The following is a 19497-nucleotide window of genomic DNA, read 5'->3' as shown; positions in this document are numbered from 1 at the left end:
CCGGGGTACGCCACCGACTCACAGCTCCGAGGGCGGAGGTGCAGTTCGTACGCAATCAGCGCACGTCGGAGGCGACGCGGTCAGTGCCGGCCTGCTGCCTGGACCACAAGTGGGAGCGGTTGAGCCACCAAGCTCCTGCGGCGGACAGCAGCCACACCGCCGCCAAGCAGGCCCAAGCATAAAGCACACCTGCCTCCTCGTTGAGGATCAGGACAAGTTGCAGATTCATCACGAATCCCGCCGAGGTCGCCACGACGAGCTGTCCCCCCTTCAAACGGTCGATCCAGACGGCCGCCAGGGCCGCGTACGCCAGATGGTGGACGATCGCGAGAGTCAACACCACCGGTGCGAACGTCCAAATTTTGGGATTGGCAGCTGCTGTGACCAGCCCGGTGATGCCTGCGGCGGCCAGCAGCGGCAGTCGGGTCCGCAACGTCGGGTGCAGCACGCTGCGTAGTCCCAACTCTGTGAACAAGGTCCCGAACGCCACCCCGAGGATCGTCAGGGGCCACGGCAGTTGGCCGAAGTTGACCACCGGCATCGGTCGGGCGTCGGCCCGGTAGAGCTGCACCAGCACCATCCAGCACAGCGCAATCGAGCCGATGGCGACCAGTGCTCGGCCCACCACGACCCAGGAGAACCGGCGGCCGATCCGCAGCCGGGTGCCTCGCAGTGGCAGCGCCGCCACTGCGCCGAGGGTGGGTGCCAACCAGCTGAGCCGGATGCCGGCGGCGGTCAGCGGTTCGGCCCAGGTCTGCTGGACCAGGTTGAGACCCCAGGCAGCCGCGACCGTGACCAACGCGAACGCGGCCACGCTCGTCGCCAGGTCGGCGCGGCTGGGCTGGTCCGGTGATGCTGGGGGCATGGTCACCTGTCGGGTCAGTCGGGCAGGGTGGATGGGGCTCGCTAGATCCTAGCGGGGCCGTACTGCGCCGCCGAGGGCCTGCTGGCCGTCAGGGCTGGCTGGTCAGCACCGTCAGGTCCGCGGCAATGGCGGTGGCGTCGTGGTCGGGCAGCCACACCACGCGCGCCGATCGGTCGGGGCCGAAGCCGACGATCTGGGGTGAATAGGCGTACTTCTCGCGGCTGTCGGACTCGTTCTTGCGGATGTCGACGCCCATCGCGCGGGCGACCTCCTTGACCTTGCTGCCCGAGCCGTGCAAGCCGATCCAATCGGAGTCGTAATGGCCCAGGCATTCGCGCAGTTCGGGTCCGGAGTCGTCGTCATCGATGCTGATGAACACGACCTCGACCTTGGCCCTCTGCCCCGCGTCGAGCTCGGCCAGGGCGTCAGCAAGCCGCTTCAGGCTGGTCGGGGTCAGTCCGGGTGAGTCGCAGTAGCCGAAGGTCACCACCACGATCGGCGCAGTGGCGGTGGAGCGCAGGTTGAACGAGTGGCCACGGGTGTCCTTGAGTGCCATGTCCGGCAGCCGATAGCCGGCCGGCGCCTCCATGCCGACCCAGCTCGGCCGCGGCTGCGCGGAGCTTTCCGCGCTCGGGCGGTGGGCCGAACAGCCCATCAGACAGGCGAGCACCACGACCATCACCGCCAGCGTGCGCACCACCATCACCGTCCCTCGTCCGTGTCCCGGGCCTCCGCCGGTCGGACCGGGGTCGCCGTCAGCCGCGGCGTACTCCCGCGGCGAGATCGCTGACAACCGTACGCAAACCGGTCAAGTCCTCCGGGCGGCCGGCATCCTCGGCCGCTTGTTGGGCTGCGATGAGCGCCGACCCGACAATCACCGCGTCGGCGAAGCCGGCCACGTGGGCAGCCTGGTTGCCGTTGGACACGCCCAACCCGACACCGACCAGGCGGTTGGGTGCCAGCCCGCGGATCCGACCCACCAATTCCGGGGCCGCGTCGGAGTTGGCGTCGCGGGCGCCGGTGACACCCATGACGGCGGTGGCGTACAGCCACCCTGAGCCGGCCAGGCCGGTCGCGCTGATGCGGGCATCTGTCGAGGACGGTGCCACGAGGAAGATCCGGTCCAGGCCGTGGCGTTCGGAGGCCTCGATCCATTCCTCGGCCTCATCGGGGGTCAGGTCCGGTGTGATCACCCCGGCGCCGCCGGCGTTGGCGAAGTCACGGGCGAAGGCGTCCACACCGTAGCGATCGACCAGATTCCAGTACGTCATCACGGTGGGGGTGGCGCCTGCCTCGGCGACAGCGCTGGCCGCAGCAAACACGTCCCGCACCCGGGCGCCCCGCTCCAGGGCGGTGGTGGCGGCGCGCTGGATGCGTAGGCCGTCCATCATCGGATCCGAGTAGGGCAGGCCGATCTCGACCAGGTCGACGCCCGGCCCCTCCCCCGGGTCCACCAACGCTCGCATCGCCTCGATGGAGCCCGGCACCGTGGGATAGCCCAGCGTCAGGTAGCCGACCAGTGCGGCCCGGCCCTCCTCGCGGGCGGCCCTGATGGTGGCTCCGCTGCGGCCGTCACCGGCCGGTGTCGTCTCACTCACAGCCCGCCCCTGCTTCCGTCAACCTCGCCCGACAGCCCAAACCACGACATGGCCGTCGACACGTCCTTGTCGCCGCGCCCGGACAGGCACACCAGGATGGTGGGCTGTTCGTCGGGCCGTTCGGTCGCCCAGCGCCGGCCCAGCCGCAGGGCGCCGGCGACGGCATGGGCCGACTCGATGGCCGGCATGATGCCTTCGGTCCGCGCGCACAGCCGCAGTGCTTCCATCGCCTCGGCATCGGTGACCGGCTCGTAGACCGCCCGCCGGCGGTCCGCCAGCCAGGCATGTTCGGGACCGACACCGGGATAGTCCAGGCCGGCCGAGATCGAATGCGACTCGATGGTCTGGCCGTCCTCATCCATCAGGATGTAAGTGCGGGTGCCGTGCAGCACGCCGACCTCACCGCCGGTGATGGAGGCGGCATGCTTGCCCGTCTCGACCCCGTCACCGCCGGCCTCGAAGCCGTAGAGCTGCACCGAGGCGTCATCGATGAAATGGGCAAAGGCGCCCATGGCGTTGGAGCCGCCGCCGACACAGGCCGCGACCGCATCCGGCAGCCCGCCGTGTTCGTCGAGCAGCTGCTGGCGAGCTTCCTCGGAGATGATCGACTGGAAGTGCCGCACCAGCGCCGGGAAGGGATGCGGGCCCGACACCGTGCCGATCAGGTAGTGGGTGGTGTCGACGGTGCTGACCCAGTCGCGCATGGCCTCGTTCATTGCGTCCTTGAGGGTGCGGCTGCCCGCGTCGACCGCGATCACCTCGGCGCCCAACAGCTGCATCCGGGCCACGTTGAGAGCCTGCCGGTCGGTGTCGACGCGGCCCATGTAGACCCGGCACTCCAGCCCGAACAGCGCCGCCGCTGTCGCGGTTGCGACGCCGTGCTGGCCCGCTCCGGTCTCGGCGATGACGCGGGTCTTGCCCATCCGACGGGTCAGCAGCGCCTGACCGAGCACGTTGTTGATCTTGTGCGACCCGGTGTGGTTGAGGTCCTCGCGCTTGAGCAGGATCCGCGCGTTGCCGGCGTGTTCGGACAGCCGCTTCGCCTCCGTGATCGGCGAGGGTCGACCGACGTAGTTGCGGTGCAAGTCGGCCAACTCAGCAGCGAAGGACTCATCGGTGCGCGAGGCCTCGAAGGCTTCGGTCAGCTCGTCCAGCGCGGCGTACAGCGCCTCCGGGACGTAGCGCCCACCGAATCGGTCGTAGTGACCCGCCGCGTCGGGCAGCTGGGATGAGGTCATTCAGTCCTCCAGGAAGGTACGCAGTACCTGGGCCGGGTCGTCCCCGGTCACCAGCGCCTGCCCCACCAGGACCACATCGGCGCCGTGGTGGTGAGCGTTGTGGACATCGGCTGCGGACAGCAGCCCGGATTCGGCGACCTTCACCGCGTCGTTGCGCACCAGCGGCGCGAGGCGGGCGAAGGTGTCGCGGTCCACGTCAAGAGTCTTGAGATTGCGGTTGTTGACGCCGATGATCGCGGCCCCGGCATCGTTGGCCCGGGCGACCTCGTCCTCGGTGTGCACCTCGACCAGGGCTCGCATGCCGAGCTCGCCGGCCAGCGTCTGCAGGTCGACGAGCTGCTGCTGCTCCAGGGCGGCCACGATCAGCAGGACCAGGTCGGCACCGGCGGCGCGGGCCTCCCAGACCTGGTAGGGGTCGCAGATGAAGTCCTTGCGCAGCACCGGGATGTCCACGGCGGCGCGGACTGCGACCAGGTCGTTGAGGGAGCCGCGGAAACGGGAGTGCTCAGTCAGCACCGAAATCGCGGTCGCGCCACCCTCGGCATAGGTGCGTGCCAGCGACGCCGGATCCGGGATTGCCGCCAGGTCGCCGTGGCTGGGGCTGGCCCGCTTCACCTCGGCAATGACCGACAGCCCCTGGGACTGGAAGGCGGGCAGCACGTCAATCGGGCGCGGCGCGGACGCCGCGAGTTCCTCGACCCGGGCCTGCGGGATCTGGTCCTGCCGCTGGACCATGTCGGCCAGCGAGGAGGCCACCAGGTCGGCCAGCACGTCGGGGATCGGCTCGGCGACCGGGGCGGTGCCGGTGTCACGGATGTCGCTCATGCCGGCGCTCACTTCTGGCCGTAGCCGAGCTCACGCAGCACGATCGCTGCGATCAGGGACAGCACCACGATGACCGCGGAGATGCCCACCAGCAGCCAGTTGACGCCGCCGGGGAGGAGGAAGGCGATGGATCCGATGAGGAAGGCGATGGTCACCGGGATGGTCCCGGCCCAGGCCGCGGGGCTGCGCCCATGGTGGTAGTCACGCGGGGTGCGCTGGTCGCCCGACTTGCTCACGTCTTCACTCACTTCTGCTCCGTTTCATCCAACTGACGGCATGACAGACCGCCCGTCACGGGGTCGATGGCCCCAGACTAGTGCTTGTGCCCCGGGAATGGGCTACTCGGCGCGACGGTCCTCGGCGTCGGCCCCATGATCCGGGGTCGCTGGCTCAGCGCCCGGCTCCGATTCCTCCGGCTGGTCGTCGTCGACGGTCGGGTCCTGGCCCTCGTCGAGACTGCGCCAAAGGTCCAGCGAGGGCTCCTCGGCAGCACGCGCTCCTCCGGTGGAATCGGCCGAGCTGTCGGAATCGCCGGTCTCGAAGCGGCGGCTGGCCGAGGGCCAGCGCAACGACCAATACGCCAGCGCAGCGCCAGCCAGCGACACCACACCGCCGCAGGCCAGATGCAGCCACGGCCACGGCGCGCGTACCAGCGTGTACTCAGTCGCCAGCGACACCTGCCGCAGTTCGGTGAGCACTTCGAGTTCGGACGGCAGTGGCTCGGCCAGCACGGCGGCCACCATGCCGATGCCGAGCAACACCATCACGACGCCGAGGATGCGGCGCCCCATCCCGTGCAGCAGCCAGCCGAGCACGCTGCCGGCGAGCACTGCGAGGGCCAACCCGCGGCCCAGCACCGCGGCCCCGGCGACCGTCACCTCCGGTGACTGCTCGGCCTGCACCGACCACCAGTCCGGCGCGGCGGCGGCGAGACCTCCGATTGCCGCCGCCATCAGCACCAGCCCGACCAGCGAGCGCGACACCGATGGCGTCGCGCTCGTGGGATGCGTCGCGCTCGTGGGATGGTCGGATCCGCTCACGAGGACCACTGCTCGGCCAGCCCGATCGCCCGGACCACCGCCTTGGCCTTGTTGACCGTCTCGGTGTCTTCGGCGACCGGATCCGAGTCGGCCACCACTCCGCCGCCGGCCTGGATGATGGCCCTGCCGTCCTTGATCACGGCGGTGCGGATGGCGATGGCCATGTCGGCGTTGCCAGCGAGGTCGAAGTAGCCCACCACGCCGCCGTAGAGGCCGCGCCGGGTCGACTCCACCCGTTCGATGATCTCCATCGCCCGCACCTTCGGTGCGCCCGACAGCGTTCCGGCCGGGAAGCAGGCACGAACCGCGCCGAGCGGGGTCTGCCCGTCGGCGAGTTCGCCGGTCACCGTGGACTCCAGGTGCATCACGTGGCTGTAGCGGCGTACCTGCATGAATTCTGTGACCGCAACGGTGCCGGGTTTGCTGACCCGGCCGACATCGTTGCGGCCCAGGTCCACCAGCATCAGGTGCTCGGCGCGTTCCTTCGGGTCGGCGAGCAGGTCGGCCTCATGGGCGGCGTCCTGAGTGGGGTCCTCCGACCGGGGCCGGGTGCCCGCGATCGGGTGGGTGGTGACCCTGCCACCGGACACCGTCACCAAGGCCTCCGGGCTGGAGCCGACCACCGCGAAGTCCTCGTACTGGTAGAGGTACATGTACGGGCTGGGGTTGGCGTGGCGTAGTTGCCGATAGATCGCCAGCGGGCTGGCGGCGGTCTCGATTTCGAAGCGTTGGCTCGGGACCACCTGGAAGATCTCGCCGGCCCTGATCTCCTCGACGGCGTCACGCACGATCTGCTGATAGTCCTCGCTCGAGGTGCGACGCACCACCTCACCGGGGGTCCGGCTCGGGTCGTGGTGTTCGCCCCACGGTCGGCGCGGCTCATCCAGCCGGGCGCGCAGCTTCTCGACCCGGGCGACCGCATCGGCGTACGCCTCCTCGACCCGGTCGGCGGAACCGTCGAGGTTGATCGCGTTGGCAACCAGGTGCAGGCGGCCGGTGTGGTGGTCATACACCGCGATGTCGCCGACCAAGGCAAAGTTCAGCTCCGGGATGCCGAGCTCGTCGGGGTTGCTGTCGCCGATGTTCTCCCAGCGGCGGACCACGTCATAGCTGAGGTAGCCGACCAGTCCGCTCACCAGGGGCGGCAGTTCGTCGGCGCGTTCGGTGTGCAGGGCGGCCAGGGTCTCCTCCAGCACCTGCAGCGGGTCACCAGTCTCGGGCAACCCCTCGGGGCGCTGCCCCCGCCAGACTGCGGCCCCATCTCGGGCGGTCAGGGTGGCGACGTTGGAGATGCCGATGAAGGAATAGCGCGACCACACGCCGGCCTCCACCGATTCCAGCAGGAAGCTGTCCGCCGCGGCACCGGTGAGGTGGTCGTAGAGCCCGACCGGGGTCCAGTCGTCCGCCATCACCGTGGTCCACACCGGAATCACACGTTGGTGGTCGGCCTGGGACACGAAGTCGGCCAGGCTCGGCTGGAGGTCCATCGGTGGCATTCCTCTCGGGTGGGGCTGATGTCGGGTGGTGACGTCGTGGTGGTTCGCGCTGACCTCAGGGCGTATCCGGGGTCAGGCGTACGCCGACCTCGAAGCAGGAGTGCGCCCCGGTGTGGCAGGCGGGCCCGGTCTGGTCGACGCTCAGCAGGATCGCGTCGCCGTCGCAGTCGAGCTGGATCAAACGGACTCGCTGGTGATGCCCGGAGGTGGCGCCCTTCACCCAGTACTCCTGCCGGCTGCGCGACCAATAGGTGGCCCGGCCGGTGGCGAGCGTACGCCGCAGCGCCTCGGCATCCATCCAGGCCAACATCAGCACGGTGCCGGTGTCGGCCTCCTGGGCGATGACCGGGAGCAGGCCGTTGTCGGGCCAGGGCAGCCCCGACACGTCGAAGCTCTTGCGCACGATGGGGGCCTGCTCCGACTCGGTCACGACAGCTTCTCGAGGATCAGTTCGCGTACCCGTCCGGCGTCGGCCTGACCCTTCATCTGCTTCATCACCGCACCGATGAGGGCACCCGCGGCCTGGACCTTGCCGCCGCGGATCTTGTCGGCGACATCAGGGTTGGCGGCGATCGCCTCGTCGACGGCGGCCGACAGCGCACCGTCGTCGGACACCACCGCGAGCCCGCGGGCCGCGACGACGGCCTCGGGGTCACCCTCGCCGGCCAACACGCCGTCGATGACCTGACGGGCGATCTTGTCGTTGAGGGTGCCGGCGTCGACCAGCCGCTGCAGCTGGGCGACCTGGGCCGGGGTCATCCCGACGGCCTCCAGTTCCACGCCGGCCTCGTTGGCCCGGCGCGCCAGCTCACTCATCCACCACTTGCGGGCCGACTGCGGGCTGGCGCCCTGCTCGACGGTCGCCTCGATGACATTGGTCGCCCCCGACGCGATCACGTCGCGCATCTCGAGGTCGGAGAACTGCCACTGCTCCACCAGCCGCTTCATGCGCTCGGCCGGCGGCTCGGGCAGCGTGCCGCGAAGCTCCTCGACCCATTCCCGCGACGGCGCCACCGGCACCAGATCGGGTTCGGGGAAATAGCGGTAGTCCTCGGCGGTCTCCTTGGAACGACCGGGGCTGGTGGTGCCCGAGTCCTCCTGCCAGTGGCGCGTCTCCTGGCGGATGCTGCCACCGGCGGTCAGCACCGCTGCCTGCCGACAGATCTCGAAGCGGACCGCCCGCTCGATGCTGCGCAGCGAGTTGACGTTCTTGGTCTCGGTGCGGGTGCCCAGCGGGTCGGACGGCGTACGTCGCAGCGACAGGTTGGCGTCGCAGCGCAGGTTGCCCTGCTCCATCTTGGCCTCGGACACGTCCAGGGCACGCATCAGGTCACGCAGCTGCTGCACGTACGCCCGTGCCACGGCCGGTGCCTTCTCCCGGGTCGCCTCGATGGGCTTGGTGACGATCTCCACCAAGGGGACGCCGGAGCGGTTGTAGTCCAGCAGCGAATAGGCCGCGCCGTGGATGCGTCCGGTGGCGCCACCAACGTGGAGGGACTTGCCGGTGTCCTCCTCCATGTGGGCGCGCTCGATCTCGATCCGGTAGGTCTCGCCGTCGACCTCGACGTCCATCCAGCCGTCGAAGGCGATCGGCTCGTCGTACTGGGAGATCTGGTAGTCCTTGGGCATGTCCGGATAGAAGTAGTTCTTCCGGGCAAACCGGCACCACTCGGCGATCTCACAGTTGAGCGCGAGGCCGATCCGGATGGCCGACTCGATGGCCTTGCCGTTGACCGCCGGCATCGAGCCGGGCAGGCCGAGGCAGACCGGGCAGACCTGGGTGTTGGGTTCGGCGCCGAAGGTGGTGGAGCAGCCGCAGAACATCTTGGAGCGGGTGCCGAGCTCCACGTGCACCTCAAGTCCCATCACGGGGTCGAAGTTGGCCAGCGCCTCGTCGTACTCCATCACATCGATGCTCACTTGGACGCTCCCTTCGCGGCGAGGCTGCCGGCCAGCGCCGGTGCCTGGTCGAGCAGGGCGCCGCCCCACTCCTGGGTGAGTTCCCGCTCCAACGCTGCGCCGACCCGGTAGAGCCGGTCGTCGGCCATCGGCGGCGCCATGACGTGGAAGCCCACGGGCATACCGTCGTCACTGGACAGGCCGCCGGGGAAGGACGCCGAGGCGTTCCCGGCAAGGTTGGAGGGGATGGTGCACAGGTCGTTCTTGTACATCGCGAGCGGATCGTTGACCCGCTCCCCCAGCTTGAAGGCGGTGGTGGGCGTGGTCGGCGAGACCAGCACGTCGGCCTGGCTGAAGGCCTGCTCGAAGTCGCGGCTGATGAGCGTACGCACCTTCTGGGCCGAGCCGTAGTAGGCGTCGTAGTAGCCCGCGGACAGGGCGTGGGTGCCGATGATGATGCGGCGCTTGACCTCGTCGCCGAAGCCGGCGCCGCGGGTGAGTCGCATCACGTCCTCGGTGGAGTTGAGGCCGTCGTCGCCGACCCGCAGGCCGAATCGCATCGCATCGAACTTCGCCAGGTTGGAGGAGGCCTCCGAAGGCAGGATCAGATAGTAGGCGGCCAGGCCGTAGTCGAACGTCGGGCAGGAGACCTCGACGATCTCGGCCCCGAGCTTCTCCAGCAGGGCCACGTTGCGCTGGAAGTTCTCCTCGACGCCGGGGGCGTACCCCTCACCGCCGAGCTCGCGCACCACGCCGACCTTCATGCCGGACACGTCACCCTCGCGGGCTGCGGCGACCACGTCGGGCACCGGCGCATCGATGGAGGTCGAGTCGCGCGGGTCGTGGCCGGCAATGACCTCATGCAGCAGGGCGGCATCGAGCACCGTACGCGCGCACGGCCCCGCCTGGTCCAGGCTGGAGGCCAGCGCCACCAGGCCGTAGCGGGAGACGCCGCCGTAGGTCGGCTTCACGCCGACGGTGGCGGTGACGGCTGCGGGCTGGCGGATCGAACCGCCGGTGTCGGTGCCGATCGCCAGCGGCGCCTCGAAGGCGGCCAGGGCTGCGGCCGAGCCGCCGCCGGAGCCGCCGGGGATCCGGTCCAGGTCCCACGGATTGTGGGTGGGGCCGTAGGCGGAGTTCTCGGTGGAGGAGCCCATCGCGAACTCGTCCATGTTGGTCTTGCCGAGGATGATCACGCCGGCATCGATGAGCCGACGGGTGACGGTCGCGTCGAAGGGCGGGTGCCACCCCTCCAGCATCTTCGAGCCACAGGTGGTCGGCGCGCCCTGCTGGGTGAGCACGTCCTTGAGGGCCAGCGGTACGCCGGCCAGGGCGCCCAAGCTCTCCCCTGCGGCGCGGCGGTCGTCGACGGACTTCGCGGCGGCCAGCGCGCGTTCGCCGTCGACGTGCAGGAAGGCATGCACCTGCTCGTCCACGGCCGCGATCTGGTCCAGGTGGGCCTGGGTGATCTCGACGCTGGTCAGGTCGCCAGCAGCCATCGCCTCGGCCAGTCCGGCGGCGGTGCTGCGCAGGATCTCGCTGCTCATGCTTCCTCCCCGAGGATCCGCGGCACTCGGAAGCGGTCCATCTCGGCCGACGGCGCCTGATCCAGGGCCTGCTCGGCGGTGAGGGAGGGCTGCACCTCGTCGTCCCGGAAGACGTTGGTCAGCGGCATCGGATGGGAGGTCGGCGGCACGTCCTCACCAGCCACCTCCTGCACCCGCGACACCGATTCCAGGATCTGGTCCAGCTGGGGGGCGAGTCGTTCCTGTTCCTCGGCTGTCAGCTCGATCCGGGCCAGATCGCCCAGTCGAGCCACGTCCTGTGCGCTCAGCGCCACGCCGCTCTCCTCGTCAGAAATGTCATGCCGTTCAAACATGCCGTTCAAAAAACACAGTGCTGTGGGCGATGGCCCACCCCTGCGGCGGGCCACGCCGCAAGGTCATTGGGCAGTGTAGTGGGTTCGGAGATTCCTGATGAGGCGGCGACCAAGCAGTGCCGGCAACGCCGTCCGGCTGCCCCGACGACCGGGATCGGGATTGATTCCCGGCCGCGATTCGCGGAGACTGACAGGCGTGCTGCTCGTACGTGTCGTCGTCCCCAACCGTCCCGGATCCCTGGGTGCGGTGGCGACCGCAATGGGCTCGGTCGGTGCCGACATCCTGGCCGTGGAGATCGTCGAGCGCGACGAGGAGACAGCTCTGGATGACTTCATGGTGAGTCTGCCGACCCAGGTGCTGCCCGATGCGTTGGTGTCGGCGTGCAATGCGCTGCCCGATGTCGAGGTGCTGTGGCTGAGCCGATACCCCACCACGGCCGGGTTGCTCTCGGATCTGTCGCTGCTGGAGCAGATGGCCTCGGACCCGGAGCGGGCGCCGTGGCTGCTCACCGAGCATGCCCCGGCGGTGTTCCACTGCCATTGGGCACTGCTGGCCGATGTCGACAGCCGTGAGGTGCTGCACGCCTCTCCGATGGCCCCCGATCTGGCCGGTGACGCCTGGGACCGGCTGGGCCCCTGGCCCGCCACCGACGGCAGCGCTCGCGGCACCGCCGACGCGCTGGTGCTGCCCGAGGGCTGGCTGCCGGACTGGGGCGAGACCCTGGTCGCCCGCGCCCCGGTGAATGTGCCGGACCGCAACCTCAGCATCGTGGTCGGTCGCCAGGGCGGCCCGCCGTTCGTCGACAGCGAGTTGGTGCGGTTGCGCTACCTGGCCCGGCTGGCCTGAGCCCGGCGCGTGCCCGCGTTGGAGTGTGCCCGCGCTGGAGTGTGCCCGCGCTCGAGTGTTGCCGCGTTACAGTGTCACCGTGCCTCGCCTCACCTCGCAGCTGAACCTCAACGGCCGGACTCCGGTCCGCGTGCAGCCCAAACTGGGTGCGTGGGGACCCCGCAAGGTGCCGACCACCCGCTGGAAGAAGATTCAGCGCTGGCTGGTGGTGGTGGCCCTGGTCATCGGCGCGGTCGCCGTGTTCGCCTGGGGCTGGTACATCATCGACCAGATCATCACCATGTTTGAGCAGGCCACCGGCCAGGGCTGATCCGGCCGGCGCACCTCACTCCTCAGCGGGAGCCTCGACCAACTCGAGCGCCGCCTCCAGTCCCTGCTCCAGCAACACCTCGAAGTGTTCGGCCGCCAGCACCGGGCGGCCCAGCGCGTACGCCTTCTCCAGCTTGGAGCCGGCGCTGTCGCCTGCCACCACGATCGCGGTCTTCTTGGACACGGATCCGGACACCTTGCCGCCGCGGCTGGTGACCGCCTCGGCGGCGGAGTCGCGGGTGTGGCCGGGGATGCTGCCGGTGACCACGACGGTCACTCCGGCCAGATTCTGCTCGACTGTCTCCGCACCGGCTTCCGGTTCGGGGTCGGCCATGACGCAGCCAGCCTCCTGCCATTTGCGGACGATCTCGCGATGCCAGTCGACCTCGAACCATTCGCGGATGGCCTTGGCCATCGTGGGTCCGATGCCGTCGACGGCCAGCAGGTCCTCCTCGCTGGCGGCCTGCAACTTGTCGATGGAGCCGAAGGCGGCCGCCACATCGGGGGCGACGCCCTTGCCGACGTGCCGGATCGACAGCGCTGTCAGAAACTTGGCGAACGGCCGCGTCTTGGCCTGATCCAGGTTGGCGATCAACCGGTGGGCGTTGCTGGTCAGTTCGCCGTCGTCGCGGGTGAAGAAGGGTGAGCGGCCCAGGTCCTCGGCCGTCAGCGCAAACAGGTCACCCTCGTCGGTGATGAGTCCGGCCGACACCAGCGCATCTGCGGCCTGTTCGCCGAGCACCTCGATGTCGAGTGCGGCCCGGGAGGCGAGGTGGAAGAGGCGTTCCCTCAGCTGGGCGGGGCAGCTTTGCTGGTTGGGGCAGCGGATGTCGACGTCGCCCTCCTTGGCCGGCGCCAGGGTGGTGCCGCAGGCCGGGCACTCGGTCGGCATCACGAATTCTCGCTCGCTGCCGTCACGAAGGTCGGCGACCGGGCCGAGCACCTCGGGGATGACGTCGCCGGCCTTGCGCAGCACCACGGTGTCGCCGATCAGGACGCCCTTGCGGCGTACCTCGTTGCTGTTGTGCAGGGTTGCCATCTCCACCGTCGAGCCGGCCACCTTGACCGGCTCCATGACGGCGTAGGGGGTGACCCGGCCGGTGCGGCCCACGTTGACCCGGATGTCGAGCAGCTTGGTGGTGACCTCTTCGGGCGGGTACTTGTAGGCGATGGCCCAGCGTGGCGCCCGGGTGGTGTAGCCGAGCCGCTCCTGGTCGGTGAAGGCGTTGACCTTGACGACCACCCCGTCGATCTCGTGTCGGTAGGCGTGGCGGCGGTCCTGGACCTCTTCGATGAAGGCCCACACCTCATCGGGGGTACGGCACAGCCGGCGGTCGCTGCTGGTGGGGATCCCCCACTCCTCCAGCTTGGCAAAGGCCTCCGACAGCGAGGTGAATTCGACTCCCTCGACGACGCCGAGGCCGTGGCTGATGAAGTCGAGCGGCCGGGTGGCCGTGACCCGTGGATCCTTCTGGCGCAGCGATCCGGCAGCCGAGTTGCGGGGATTGGCGAACGGCGTCTTGCCCGCCTCGACCAGGCTGGCGTTGAGGTCGGCGAACTCGGCGACCCCGAGGAAGACCTCGCCGCGCACCTCGAGCAGGTCGGGCACGTCCTCGCCGGTCAGGTGCTGCGGGATCGAGGAGATGGTCCGAACGTTCGCGGTGACGTCCTCGCCGGTGCGGCCATCGCCACGGGTGGCGGCGCCGGTCAGCCGGCCGTTGCGATACACCAGGTCGACCGCCAGGCCGTCGATCTTGAGCTCGCAGTCGTACGCCGGGTCGGCGGTCTCGGCCCGGACGAACCACTTGTCGAGTTCCTCGCGGCTGAACGCATTGTCCAGGCTGGTCATCGGGCGCAGGTGCTCCACCGGAGCAAAGGTCGTGCTCGGCGGCCCGCCGACCTGCTGGGTCGGCGAGTCCGGCGTGCGCAGGTCGGGGAATCGGTCCTCCAGCCCCTCCAGCTCACGCATCAGCGCGTCATATTCACCGTCGCTCACCGTCGGCGAATCGAGCACGTGATAGCGCCACCGATGGTCATCGAGGATCTGGCACAGCTCATGGTGCCGGTCCCGCGATGACGGATCCGCGGCCGGCGCCGCCTCGGCGGTGGTCGCGGGCAGATCGGCGGTGTCGGGCTCGGACTCTGCGGTCATGCAGGTCAATCTAGTGGTCGTCGGTGACAGTTTCCGATCCGTCGCGGTCGGCACTGACCCGGCCACGGATCGACGACATCACGACCACGACCGCAGCGAGGGCGCAGCTGAGCTGCACCGAGGAGTCCTGGCCACCTTCGACCAGCCAACCCAGCGGGCCGAGGAAGAACCCCTCCGGCGGAAAGACCTCTACGCGGAGGGCCGTCACGATCAGGGCGAGCGAGATAACCACGTACGCGATGGGTCGCGCCGTCCGGCGCTGGTCACGCCGTTGTCCCGGGAGCGCCCCGATCAGGCCGAGCGCCACGCATCCGAGGATCACGAGGGCCACGTTCGCCAGTGGCGCCGGCCCAGGGTCGCGGACGGAAGCGACGGCGTTGCTCAGGTCGACGACGGCGCCACCTTCAGTGGCCGAGATCTGCACAGCTATGAGCCCGCCGAAAAGAACATGGACAAGGGCGACCACGGCGCCGATCATGACATTGAGGACGATGCGCATGTGATTCCTGAAATGAGGGATTCTGAAACAGGGCAGGCTGGGGCAAGCATCTCCCTCCGCGGGCAACACTGCCCCTGGTCACAGGCTGGCACATCGTCGATTATCGGTCAATGGTGCGCCGAGGCCCCGTGCACACGTCCTCCCGTCAAGAGATAGCGTTTGGGTTCACCGGCCGCACGCAGTCATTCAGGAGACAGCCAACGCCCACGACGAGGACGACCATGACGAACACAGGTGGGGAAGATCCGCCTCGGCGTCGCGCCACCCCCGACCAAGCCTCCCCGACAGCCGTTGAGTTGACCATCGAAGAGTACGTCCAGGAAATGCGAAAGGCGGGCCGCCCCCTGCCCCAGCCCCGCGAGGACTCGGACTCCGAGCGCGAGCGCCAGCAGCAGGAACAGCACAAGCCTCCCGCTCTGCCGCCTCGGCACCGTCCCGGGCCGCTGCCACAGATCGCCGTCTCGACCATCGAACTGGTGCCGGTGGTGTTCCCGATGGCCGAAGCCGACGCCATCCGCCAGGCTCTGGACTGGCCAGTGGAAGCGCCCCTGGATGGCATGGCTGCCGACCTTCCGTTCCACCACGCCATCCTCACCGCGTGGGACGCCCAGCCACGTAACCCTGACAACCCACACCCCACCCGCCGCGTCTGTCTGCGCCGAGACCAATGGGCGTACATCCGCAGCCTGCTGAGCACCGAAACAGACTTGAACGCCGCCTTCGAGTGCATCGAACACGACGTGGCCGCCAATGACCGCCGCTCGTTCGATCGACGCTGGTACTTCCTCGTGGGCGACAAACCGATGCAGTGGTGGACCTTGCCGTGATCGACCCCTACCGAGTGATCCCCATCCATGTCACCGCCCAGTTCGCGTGGGGAGGCCTCGCCGCTCCAACCGAAGCCAGCTGGCAACACTTCCTGGAGGGCCGCGAGACGTTGCGCGGACTCACCGCACGGGTCCACGAGATTCAGGACGCGATCGCCGCGCAAGACCCACGAGCGGCTGGCGAACTCCACTCCGAGACTGATGACACGATCGTCTTGCTGGTCCTCCGACGCGACCAATGGCTCTTCCTCGTCGAACTCATCCACGGCTGGATGGAGGTCTCGCGGTGGCCAGAATGCCGGATCCCCCCGGACGAACTCGAGGAATCGGTACAGGCCGACCTTGCCAACATGGCCATCATCCGCGACGCGGTCACCGCCTCCGACCGACAGGCCCAAGCCATCGTCGAGGAGCACGCCGACAGCACGATCGAGTGGATGCTCTGAGCCGGCGCTCAGGGCAGACCGGCCTGCGCCGTACGCCCGCCCAGGTCAGCGTGACAGCAACTCGGGCAGCAGCTCCGCCGCGGCCCCGAGTCGGCGCAGCAGCTCGAGTGCCTCGGGCTCGCGCAAGCCCACCAGCCCGCAGGTCGGAGTCAGCACCAGCCGGCCACACACCTCGGGGCCGAGCTCGAGGGGACGCAGCACCGCCAGCGCCTGGTCCACCAGCCGGTCAACGCTCGGCAGCGCCTCACCACGGTCCACCGGCCCCAGGCCCAACCAGAGCCCCTCGCCGCGGGCACCGTCGCTGTGCAGCGCCGCGCTCAGGTGTTCGCCGACCTGGTCCATCCGATCCATCCGCCCCACCCGCGCCGGATCCAGGTGCGCCGCCAAGGTCCACGGGCCGGCCAGTCCCGGCGTGATCCGGCCCAGGTATTCCTGGGCCTCCTCCTCTTCACGGAGTCGACCGCCAGGCCGTCGATCTCGAGCTCGCAGTCGTACGCCGGATCCGCGGTCTCGGCCCGGACGAACCACTTGTCGAGTTCCTCGCGGCTGAACGCATTGTCCAGGCTGGTCATCGGGCGCAGGTGCTCCACCGGGGCAAAGGTGGTGGTCGGCGGCCCGCCGACCTGCTGGGGTGGGTGAGTCGGGCGTACGCAGGTCGGGGAACTTCTCCTCTAGCCCCTCCAGCTCGCGCATCAGCGCGTCATACTCGCCGTCGCTCACCGTCGGTGAATCGAGCACGTGATAGCGCCACCGATGGTCATCGAGGATCTGGCACAGCTCATGGTGCCGGTCCCACGATGACGGATCGAGGTCTCGGAACCCATGGGGGTCAATCTCGTTGCGAGTGACGCCACCGTCGCGCAGACGTCGGCGGGACCACCGACGGGACGCCCGAGTCGAGGCCGTCTGGGGCCATGGCTCCAAGCGGCCACCATCTGCTGGGGACGCATCCGAGAGATCGGCATTAGCGTTCTGGCAGGACATAAAGCATTGGAGGCATAGGATGAGCAAGGCTCGACGCTGGGTCAGATCCGGATCGATCCTGGCCCTGAGCCTGGGGGTCGCGGTGTTGCTGGTCGCACAAGCGCACCCGGTACCGCCAGCAACCCCGGCCATCACCCCTGGCAGTGCGTCCAGCCCGCCGGTGGAACCTACCGAAGCTTCACCCACCACGACCGAGCCGTCTCCGGGGCAGCTGACACCAACTGGCGATCAACCCACGAGCGATCGGACTCCCTCCCCCAGTCCGCCTCCATCCCCGGGCTCCCCTGCGGTCACCCCGTCCAGCGGGCAGACGCCCAGGCCGTCGTTGGCCTCTCCTGGGCCGACGCCCTCACTCCCAACCGCGACCTGCTCCTGGACTGCCGACGCTCTCTGCGCGCCGAAGGTCGAGGAGTTGACCCTTGAGGAGTATCTCGCCGAGCTGGACTCGAGTCCGAGGGTGGCCCGGAGGGACCCTCCGGATGCAACCAAGCCGTGCGGCGCCACCGACCCCCAAATTGGCCCCGAGGGCTGGGAGCTGGGCAGCCGCACGACCGCCTGCGTTTACCATAAGAAGCGCGTCACCCGACCCGCGCTTGGTGGCATCTTCGAGGAGGCCGCCGCGACCTTCCTCATCCGGATCGAGGTCACGACGACCAGTAATTCTCCCGCATGGTCGTCAAAGATCGAGGTCTACCGAGTGAATCAAGAAGGATACCAGGCCGACCAGATCCGGCCGACCAGCTTCGGGTGCACCCTCGCCGGCTCACCCGCCAACTGCGAGACCCGGCAGATTGATGCGGATCACTGGTTCTCCGAGTTTTCGGGAGTCGTCTCGATCGGCAATCGAGCACCCCGACGGGCCGTCAGCGCTGATTGGTCGATTACCATGCGCATCACGGACTGGCAGGGGCCGTTCCCCGACGACTGGGACGCGTACGAGGAGGTTCCCTACGGCACAGCCCAGGCCCGGTGCGATCACGAGCGGGGCGTCAGAGTGCGGGCGGGGTGCATTTTTCCAGGCTTTATACCAACGGTGGTTTTCTCGCGATCCAGTGCTCCGGAGTTCGCCAGACACGTTGAGGGCTTCCTCGCCATGTCGAACTATTCCGAACTCACCCGGGCCACTACTGCTGAGAAGGGTAAGAACCGAAATCGCTCTTGCCATTGGACGCCAGCGGACCGGCCCGACGGAACGCAGTGCGACGAGTTCCCCTTCGCCAGCACGGTGGAGGGAGCAGCCAATCCTGCCGGCACTGGAGTCCGCCACACCTTCCCTTGGTGCAGTATGCCCACCCTTCCCGAGAACGATGGAACCGGCATCAGCGAGTGCTTCATTAATGCCCAACATAATGCCGTCGCCGGCCAAAAGCTGCTCGAAGGATACGATGCGAACAGAGTTCTGAGCGGAGACAAGTTCAGGATTGCATTCACCGACGGCAGTCCAGAAGAGGAAGACCAGCCAACGGAGGAGGAGCAGCAGCAATTGGAGGACGCTGTCGAGCCCCACGAGCTTGGCGCCCCCCTCGGCCCTGCCGTCTGTGCCGGAGGCGCTTGCATCATGATGTTCGCGCACGGAATGGCAGTCTTGAAGGGAGGTGAGGCGCTGGTCGTCCACGGCGCAATCTACGCTGGCTACTCGGCCTACGGAGGCCTCGGCCTCCCCCTCGAGAACGAGCACTGCGACGTTCCCGGCGGCGGCTGTAGCCAGACGTTCGACGAAGGAACAGTCTACTGGTCGCTGAGGTCCGGAGCCCATCCCGTCTTCGACGGCCAGTTCCTTGATCGCTACGACGCCGAGGGCGGCGCCCACGAGCTCGGATTGCCGACCTCGGGCGCGGAGTGCACGACGAGCGGTTGCAACCAGACCTTCGAACGGGGAGTTCTCGCGCAAGGGTCGTCACGGCCGCATGTGGACCTCGTCAAGGGCAGGATCCTCGACCGCTTCCGACAGGACGGCGCTCTCGCAGGCCTCGGCTACCCTCTCGGCGACGAATTCACCGGCACGGCCACTCATGTGCGCGTCCAGCGGTTCTCCAAGGGCAACATCTACTGGACCCTCAAGACAGACGCCTTCCGGGTCGACAACGCATTCCTTTCTCCCTACGGACAGCAGTCCTACGAGGGTGGATCGCTCGGAGTTCCGACCGGATCCAAGTTCTGCGGCCTCCGCAACGGAGGATGCGCACAGCGCTTCGAAGGGGGCATGATCTACTCGTCCCAAGCAACCCCGCCCCGGTTTGTCCGCGGCGAGATCTTAAACCACTACTCAACCCTCTCGTGGGAGACAGGCCCACTGGGCTACCCAGTGGCGAACGAGTCGTGCGGCCTCCGCGATGGAGGCTGCGTCAGCCACTTCGAGCACGGATCCATCTACTGGTCACCCACCAGTGGCGTCGGCAGTGTTCATGGTCTGATCCAAGCCCACTGGGTGGAGAACGGCGCCGAGAACGGCCCGTTCGGCTACCCGCAAGGAACGGAGGAAGCCAGCCCGGCAGCGGCAGGAGCGCGAATCTCCTTCTTCGAGAACGGATTCATCACGTGGGTACCAGGAGGCCCTCCATATGGCGAGTACCGCTGACCCCCCCCACGACTC

At 68.6% G+C, this 19497-nt stretch carries 21 protein-coding genes; 5 read left to right on the top strand and 16 right to left on the bottom strand.

The window, feature by feature from the left end:
* Positions 1–55 precede the first annotated feature (55 nt).
* From CGZ91_RS05880 to gatC, 12 genes are all read right to left on the bottom strand, one after another.
* Positions 56–865 (bottom strand): hypothetical protein, encoded by an 810-nt coding sequence (locus CGZ91_RS05880; protein WP_144276809.1) that lies wholly within the window; start codon positions 863–865, stop codon positions 56–58.
* 88 nt (positions 866–953) lie between these two features.
* Positions 954–1568 carry an SCO family protein gene (locus tag CGZ91_RS05875; RefSeq protein ID WP_094453382.1) on the bottom strand — a complete coding sequence of 205 codons (615 nt, stop codon included), beginning with the start codon at positions 1566–1568 and terminating at the stop codon, positions 954–956.
* Positions 1569–1620: 52 nt separating this feature from the next.
* Positions 1621–2463 (bottom strand): tryptophan synthase subunit alpha, encoded by an 843-nt coding sequence (gene trpA / locus CGZ91_RS05870; protein ID WP_179229240.1) that lies wholly within the window; start codon positions 2461–2463, stop codon positions 1621–1623.
* Positions 2460–3701, bottom strand: coding sequence for a tryptophan synthase subunit beta (gene trpB, locus CGZ91_RS05865; protein WP_094453380.1), 1242 nt, complete (start codon positions 3699–3701; stop codon positions 2460–2462). The genes trpA and trpB overlap by 4 nt, the downstream gene beginning before the upstream one ends.
* Entirely contained in the window at positions 3702–4526 is an 825-nt protein-coding gene (gene trpC, locus CGZ91_RS05860; RefSeq protein WP_094453378.1) for an indole-3-glycerol phosphate synthase TrpC, read from the bottom strand.
* An 8-nt stretch (positions 4527–4534) separates the two neighbouring features.
* Positions 4535–4774, bottom strand: a complete 240-nt coding sequence (locus CGZ91_RS05855) for an HGxxPAAW family protein (protein WP_229116094.1) — start codon at positions 4772–4774, stop codon at positions 4535–4537.
* Positions 4775–4864: 90 nt separating this feature from the next.
* Positions 4865–5566, bottom strand: a complete 702-nt coding sequence (locus CGZ91_RS05850) for a Trp biosynthesis-associated membrane protein (protein WP_144276808.1) — start codon at positions 5564–5566, stop codon at positions 4865–4867.
* Positions 5563–7053: an anthranilate synthase component I gene (locus CGZ91_RS05845; protein WP_094451136.1), complete on the bottom strand. Its 1491-nt coding sequence runs from the start codon at positions 7051–7053 to the stop codon at positions 5563–5565. Before CGZ91_RS05845 ends, CGZ91_RS05850 begins: the two co-directional genes overlap by 4 nt.
* A 64-nt stretch (positions 7054–7117) precedes the next feature.
* Positions 7118–7468: a phosphoribosyl-AMP cyclohydrolase gene (gene hisI, locus CGZ91_RS05840; RefSeq protein WP_094454103.1), complete on the bottom strand. Its 351-nt coding sequence runs from the start codon at positions 7466–7468 to the stop codon at positions 7118–7120.
* Positions 7469–7488: 20 nt separating this feature from the next.
* The gene (gene gatB / locus CGZ91_RS05835; RefSeq protein ID WP_094454101.1) at positions 7489–8967 is read right to left on the bottom strand and encodes an Asp-tRNA(Asn)/Glu-tRNA(Gln) amidotransferase subunit GatB; all 1479 of its coding nucleotides are present in this window, start codon (positions 8965–8967) and stop codon (positions 7489–7491) included.
* A gap of 11 nt (positions 8968–8978) precedes the next feature.
* Positions 8979–10508 (bottom strand): Asp-tRNA(Asn)/Glu-tRNA(Gln) amidotransferase subunit GatA, encoded by a 1530-nt coding sequence (gatA, locus tag CGZ91_RS05830; protein ID WP_094453375.1) that lies wholly within the window; start codon positions 10506–10508, stop codon positions 8979–8981.
* The gene (gene gatC, locus CGZ91_RS05825; protein WP_094453373.1) at positions 10505–10840 is read right to left on the bottom strand and encodes an Asp-tRNA(Asn)/Glu-tRNA(Gln) amidotransferase subunit GatC; all 336 of its coding nucleotides are present in this window, start codon (positions 10838–10840) and stop codon (positions 10505–10507) included. The genes gatA and gatC overlap by 4 nt, the downstream gene beginning before the upstream one ends.
* A gap of 196 nt (positions 10841–11036) precedes the next feature.
* On the opposite strand from gatC, the gene CGZ91_RS05820 reads away from it, so the two are divergent.
* Both CGZ91_RS05820 and CGZ91_RS05815 read left to right on the top strand, forming a co-directional pair.
* Positions 11037–11687 carry an ACT domain-containing protein gene (locus CGZ91_RS05820; protein WP_094451139.1) on the top strand — a complete coding sequence of 217 codons (651 nt, stop codon included), beginning with the start codon at positions 11037–11039 and terminating at the stop codon, positions 11685–11687.
* Positions 11688–11766: 79 nt separating this feature from the next.
* Positions 11767–11997, top strand: coding sequence for a hypothetical protein (locus CGZ91_RS05815; RefSeq protein WP_144276807.1), 231 nt, complete (start codon positions 11767–11769; stop codon positions 11995–11997).
* Between the two features lie 15 nt (positions 11998–12012).
* On the opposite strand, the gene ligA is transcribed toward CGZ91_RS05815, so the two are convergent.
* Both ligA and CGZ91_RS05805 read right to left on the bottom strand, forming a co-directional pair.
* Complete coding sequence (ligA, locus tag CGZ91_RS05810; protein WP_094453369.1) at positions 12013–14148, bottom strand: NAD-dependent DNA ligase LigA; 2136 nt, start codon at positions 14146–14148, stop codon at positions 12013–12015.
* A gap of 10 nt (positions 14149–14158) precedes the next feature.
* On the bottom strand, positions 14159–14647 hold the full coding sequence (locus CGZ91_RS05805; RefSeq protein WP_094453367.1) for a hypothetical protein: 489 nt from the start codon (positions 14645–14647) through the stop codon (positions 14159–14161).
* Positions 14648–14868: 221 nt separating this feature from the next.
* On the opposite strand from CGZ91_RS05805, the gene CGZ91_RS05800 reads away from it, so the two are divergent.
* Both CGZ91_RS05800 and CGZ91_RS05795 read left to right on the top strand, forming a co-directional pair.
* A complete protein-coding gene (locus CGZ91_RS05800; protein ID WP_144276806.1) occupies positions 14869–15474 on the top strand; it encodes a hypothetical protein in 606 nt (201 codons plus the stop codon).
* On the top strand, positions 15459–15920 hold the full coding sequence (locus CGZ91_RS05795) for a hypothetical protein (protein WP_094453363.1): 462 nt from the start codon (positions 15459–15461) through the stop codon (positions 15918–15920). The genes CGZ91_RS05800 and CGZ91_RS05795 overlap by 16 nt, the downstream gene beginning before the upstream one ends.
* A 45-nt stretch (positions 15921–15965) precedes the next feature.
* Here CGZ91_RS05795 and CGZ91_RS14955 read toward each other — a convergent pair whose 3' ends face one another.
* On the bottom strand, positions 15966–16262 hold the full coding sequence (locus CGZ91_RS14955) for a uroporphyrinogen decarboxylase/cobalamine-independent methonine synthase family protein (RefSeq protein WP_094453361.1): 297 nt from the start codon (positions 16260–16262) through the stop codon (positions 15966–15968).
* On the bottom strand, positions 16238–16492 hold the full coding sequence (locus CGZ91_RS14770) for a hypothetical protein (protein ID WP_407670851.1): 255 nt from the start codon (positions 16490–16492) through the stop codon (positions 16238–16240). The genes CGZ91_RS14955 and CGZ91_RS14770 overlap by 25 nt, the downstream gene beginning before the upstream one ends.
* 824 nt (positions 16493–17316) lie before the next feature.
* On the opposite strand from CGZ91_RS14770, the gene CGZ91_RS05780 reads away from it, so the two are divergent.
* On the top strand, positions 17317–19482 hold the full coding sequence (locus CGZ91_RS05780) for a NucA/NucB deoxyribonuclease domain-containing protein (RefSeq protein WP_144276805.1): 2166 nt from the start codon (positions 17317–17319) through the stop codon (positions 19480–19482).
* The last annotated feature ends 15 nt before the right edge of the window (positions 19483–19497 follow it).

It is taken from the genome of Parenemella sanctibonifatiensis (genome assembly GCF_002250565.1).
Lineage (GTDB): Bacteria > Actinomycetota > Actinomycetes > Propionibacteriales > Propionibacteriaceae > Parenemella > Parenemella sanctibonifatiensis.
The sequence above is the reverse complement of the archived record's forward strand: the minus strand, read 5'-3'. Positions and strand labels throughout refer to the sequence as shown.

Bases quoted from the DNA above. Each gene is read 5' to 3' on its own strand.
- CGZ91_RS05805 (WP_094453367.1), bottom strand. From the start codon at position 14,647: ATGCGCATCGTCCTCAATGTCATGATCGGCGCCGTGGTCGCCCTTGTC.
- CGZ91_RS14955 (WP_094453361.1), bottom strand. From the start codon at position 16,262: ATGGACCAGGTCGGCGAACACCTGAGCGCGGCGCTGCACAGCGACGGT.
- CGZ91_RS05845 (WP_094451136.1), bottom strand. From the start codon at position 7,053: ATGGACCTCCAGCCGAGCCTGGCCGACTTCGTGTCCCAGGCCGACCAC.
- ligA (WP_094453369.1), bottom strand. From the start codon at position 14,148: ATGACCGCAGAGTCCGAGCCCGACACCGCCGATCTGCCCGCGACCACC.
- CGZ91_RS05880 (WP_144276809.1), bottom strand. From the start codon at position 865: ATGCCCCCAGCATCACCGGACCAGCCCAGCCGCGCCGACCTGGCGACG.
- gatC (WP_094453373.1), bottom strand. From the start codon at position 10,840: ATGTTTGAACGGCATGACATTTCTGACGAGGAGAGCGGCGTGGCGCTG.
- CGZ91_RS14770 (WP_407670851.1), bottom strand. From the start codon at position 16,492: ATGACCAGCCTGGACAATGCGTTCAGCCGCGAGGAACTCGACAAGTGG.
- trpC (WP_094453378.1), bottom strand. From the start codon at position 4,526: ATGAGCGACATCCGTGACACCGGCACCGCCCCGGTCGCCGAGCCGATC.
- CGZ91_RS05875 (WP_094453382.1), bottom strand. From the start codon at position 1,568: ATGGTGGTGCGCACGCTGGCGGTGATGGTCGTGGTGCTCGCCTGTCTG.
- gatB (WP_094454101.1), bottom strand. From the start codon at position 8,967: ATGGAGTACGACGAGGCGCTGGCCAACTTCGACCCCGTGATGGGACTT.
- CGZ91_RS05800 (WP_144276806.1), top strand. From the start codon at position 14,869: ATGACGAACACAGGTGGGGAAGATCCGCCTCGGCGTCGCGCCACCCCC.
- gatA (WP_094453375.1), bottom strand. From the start codon at position 10,508: ATGAGCAGCGAGATCCTGCGCAGCACCGCCGCCGGACTGGCCGAGGCG.
- trpB (WP_094453380.1), bottom strand. From the start codon at position 3,701: ATGACCTCATCCCAGCTGCCCGACGCGGCGGGTCACTACGACCGATTC.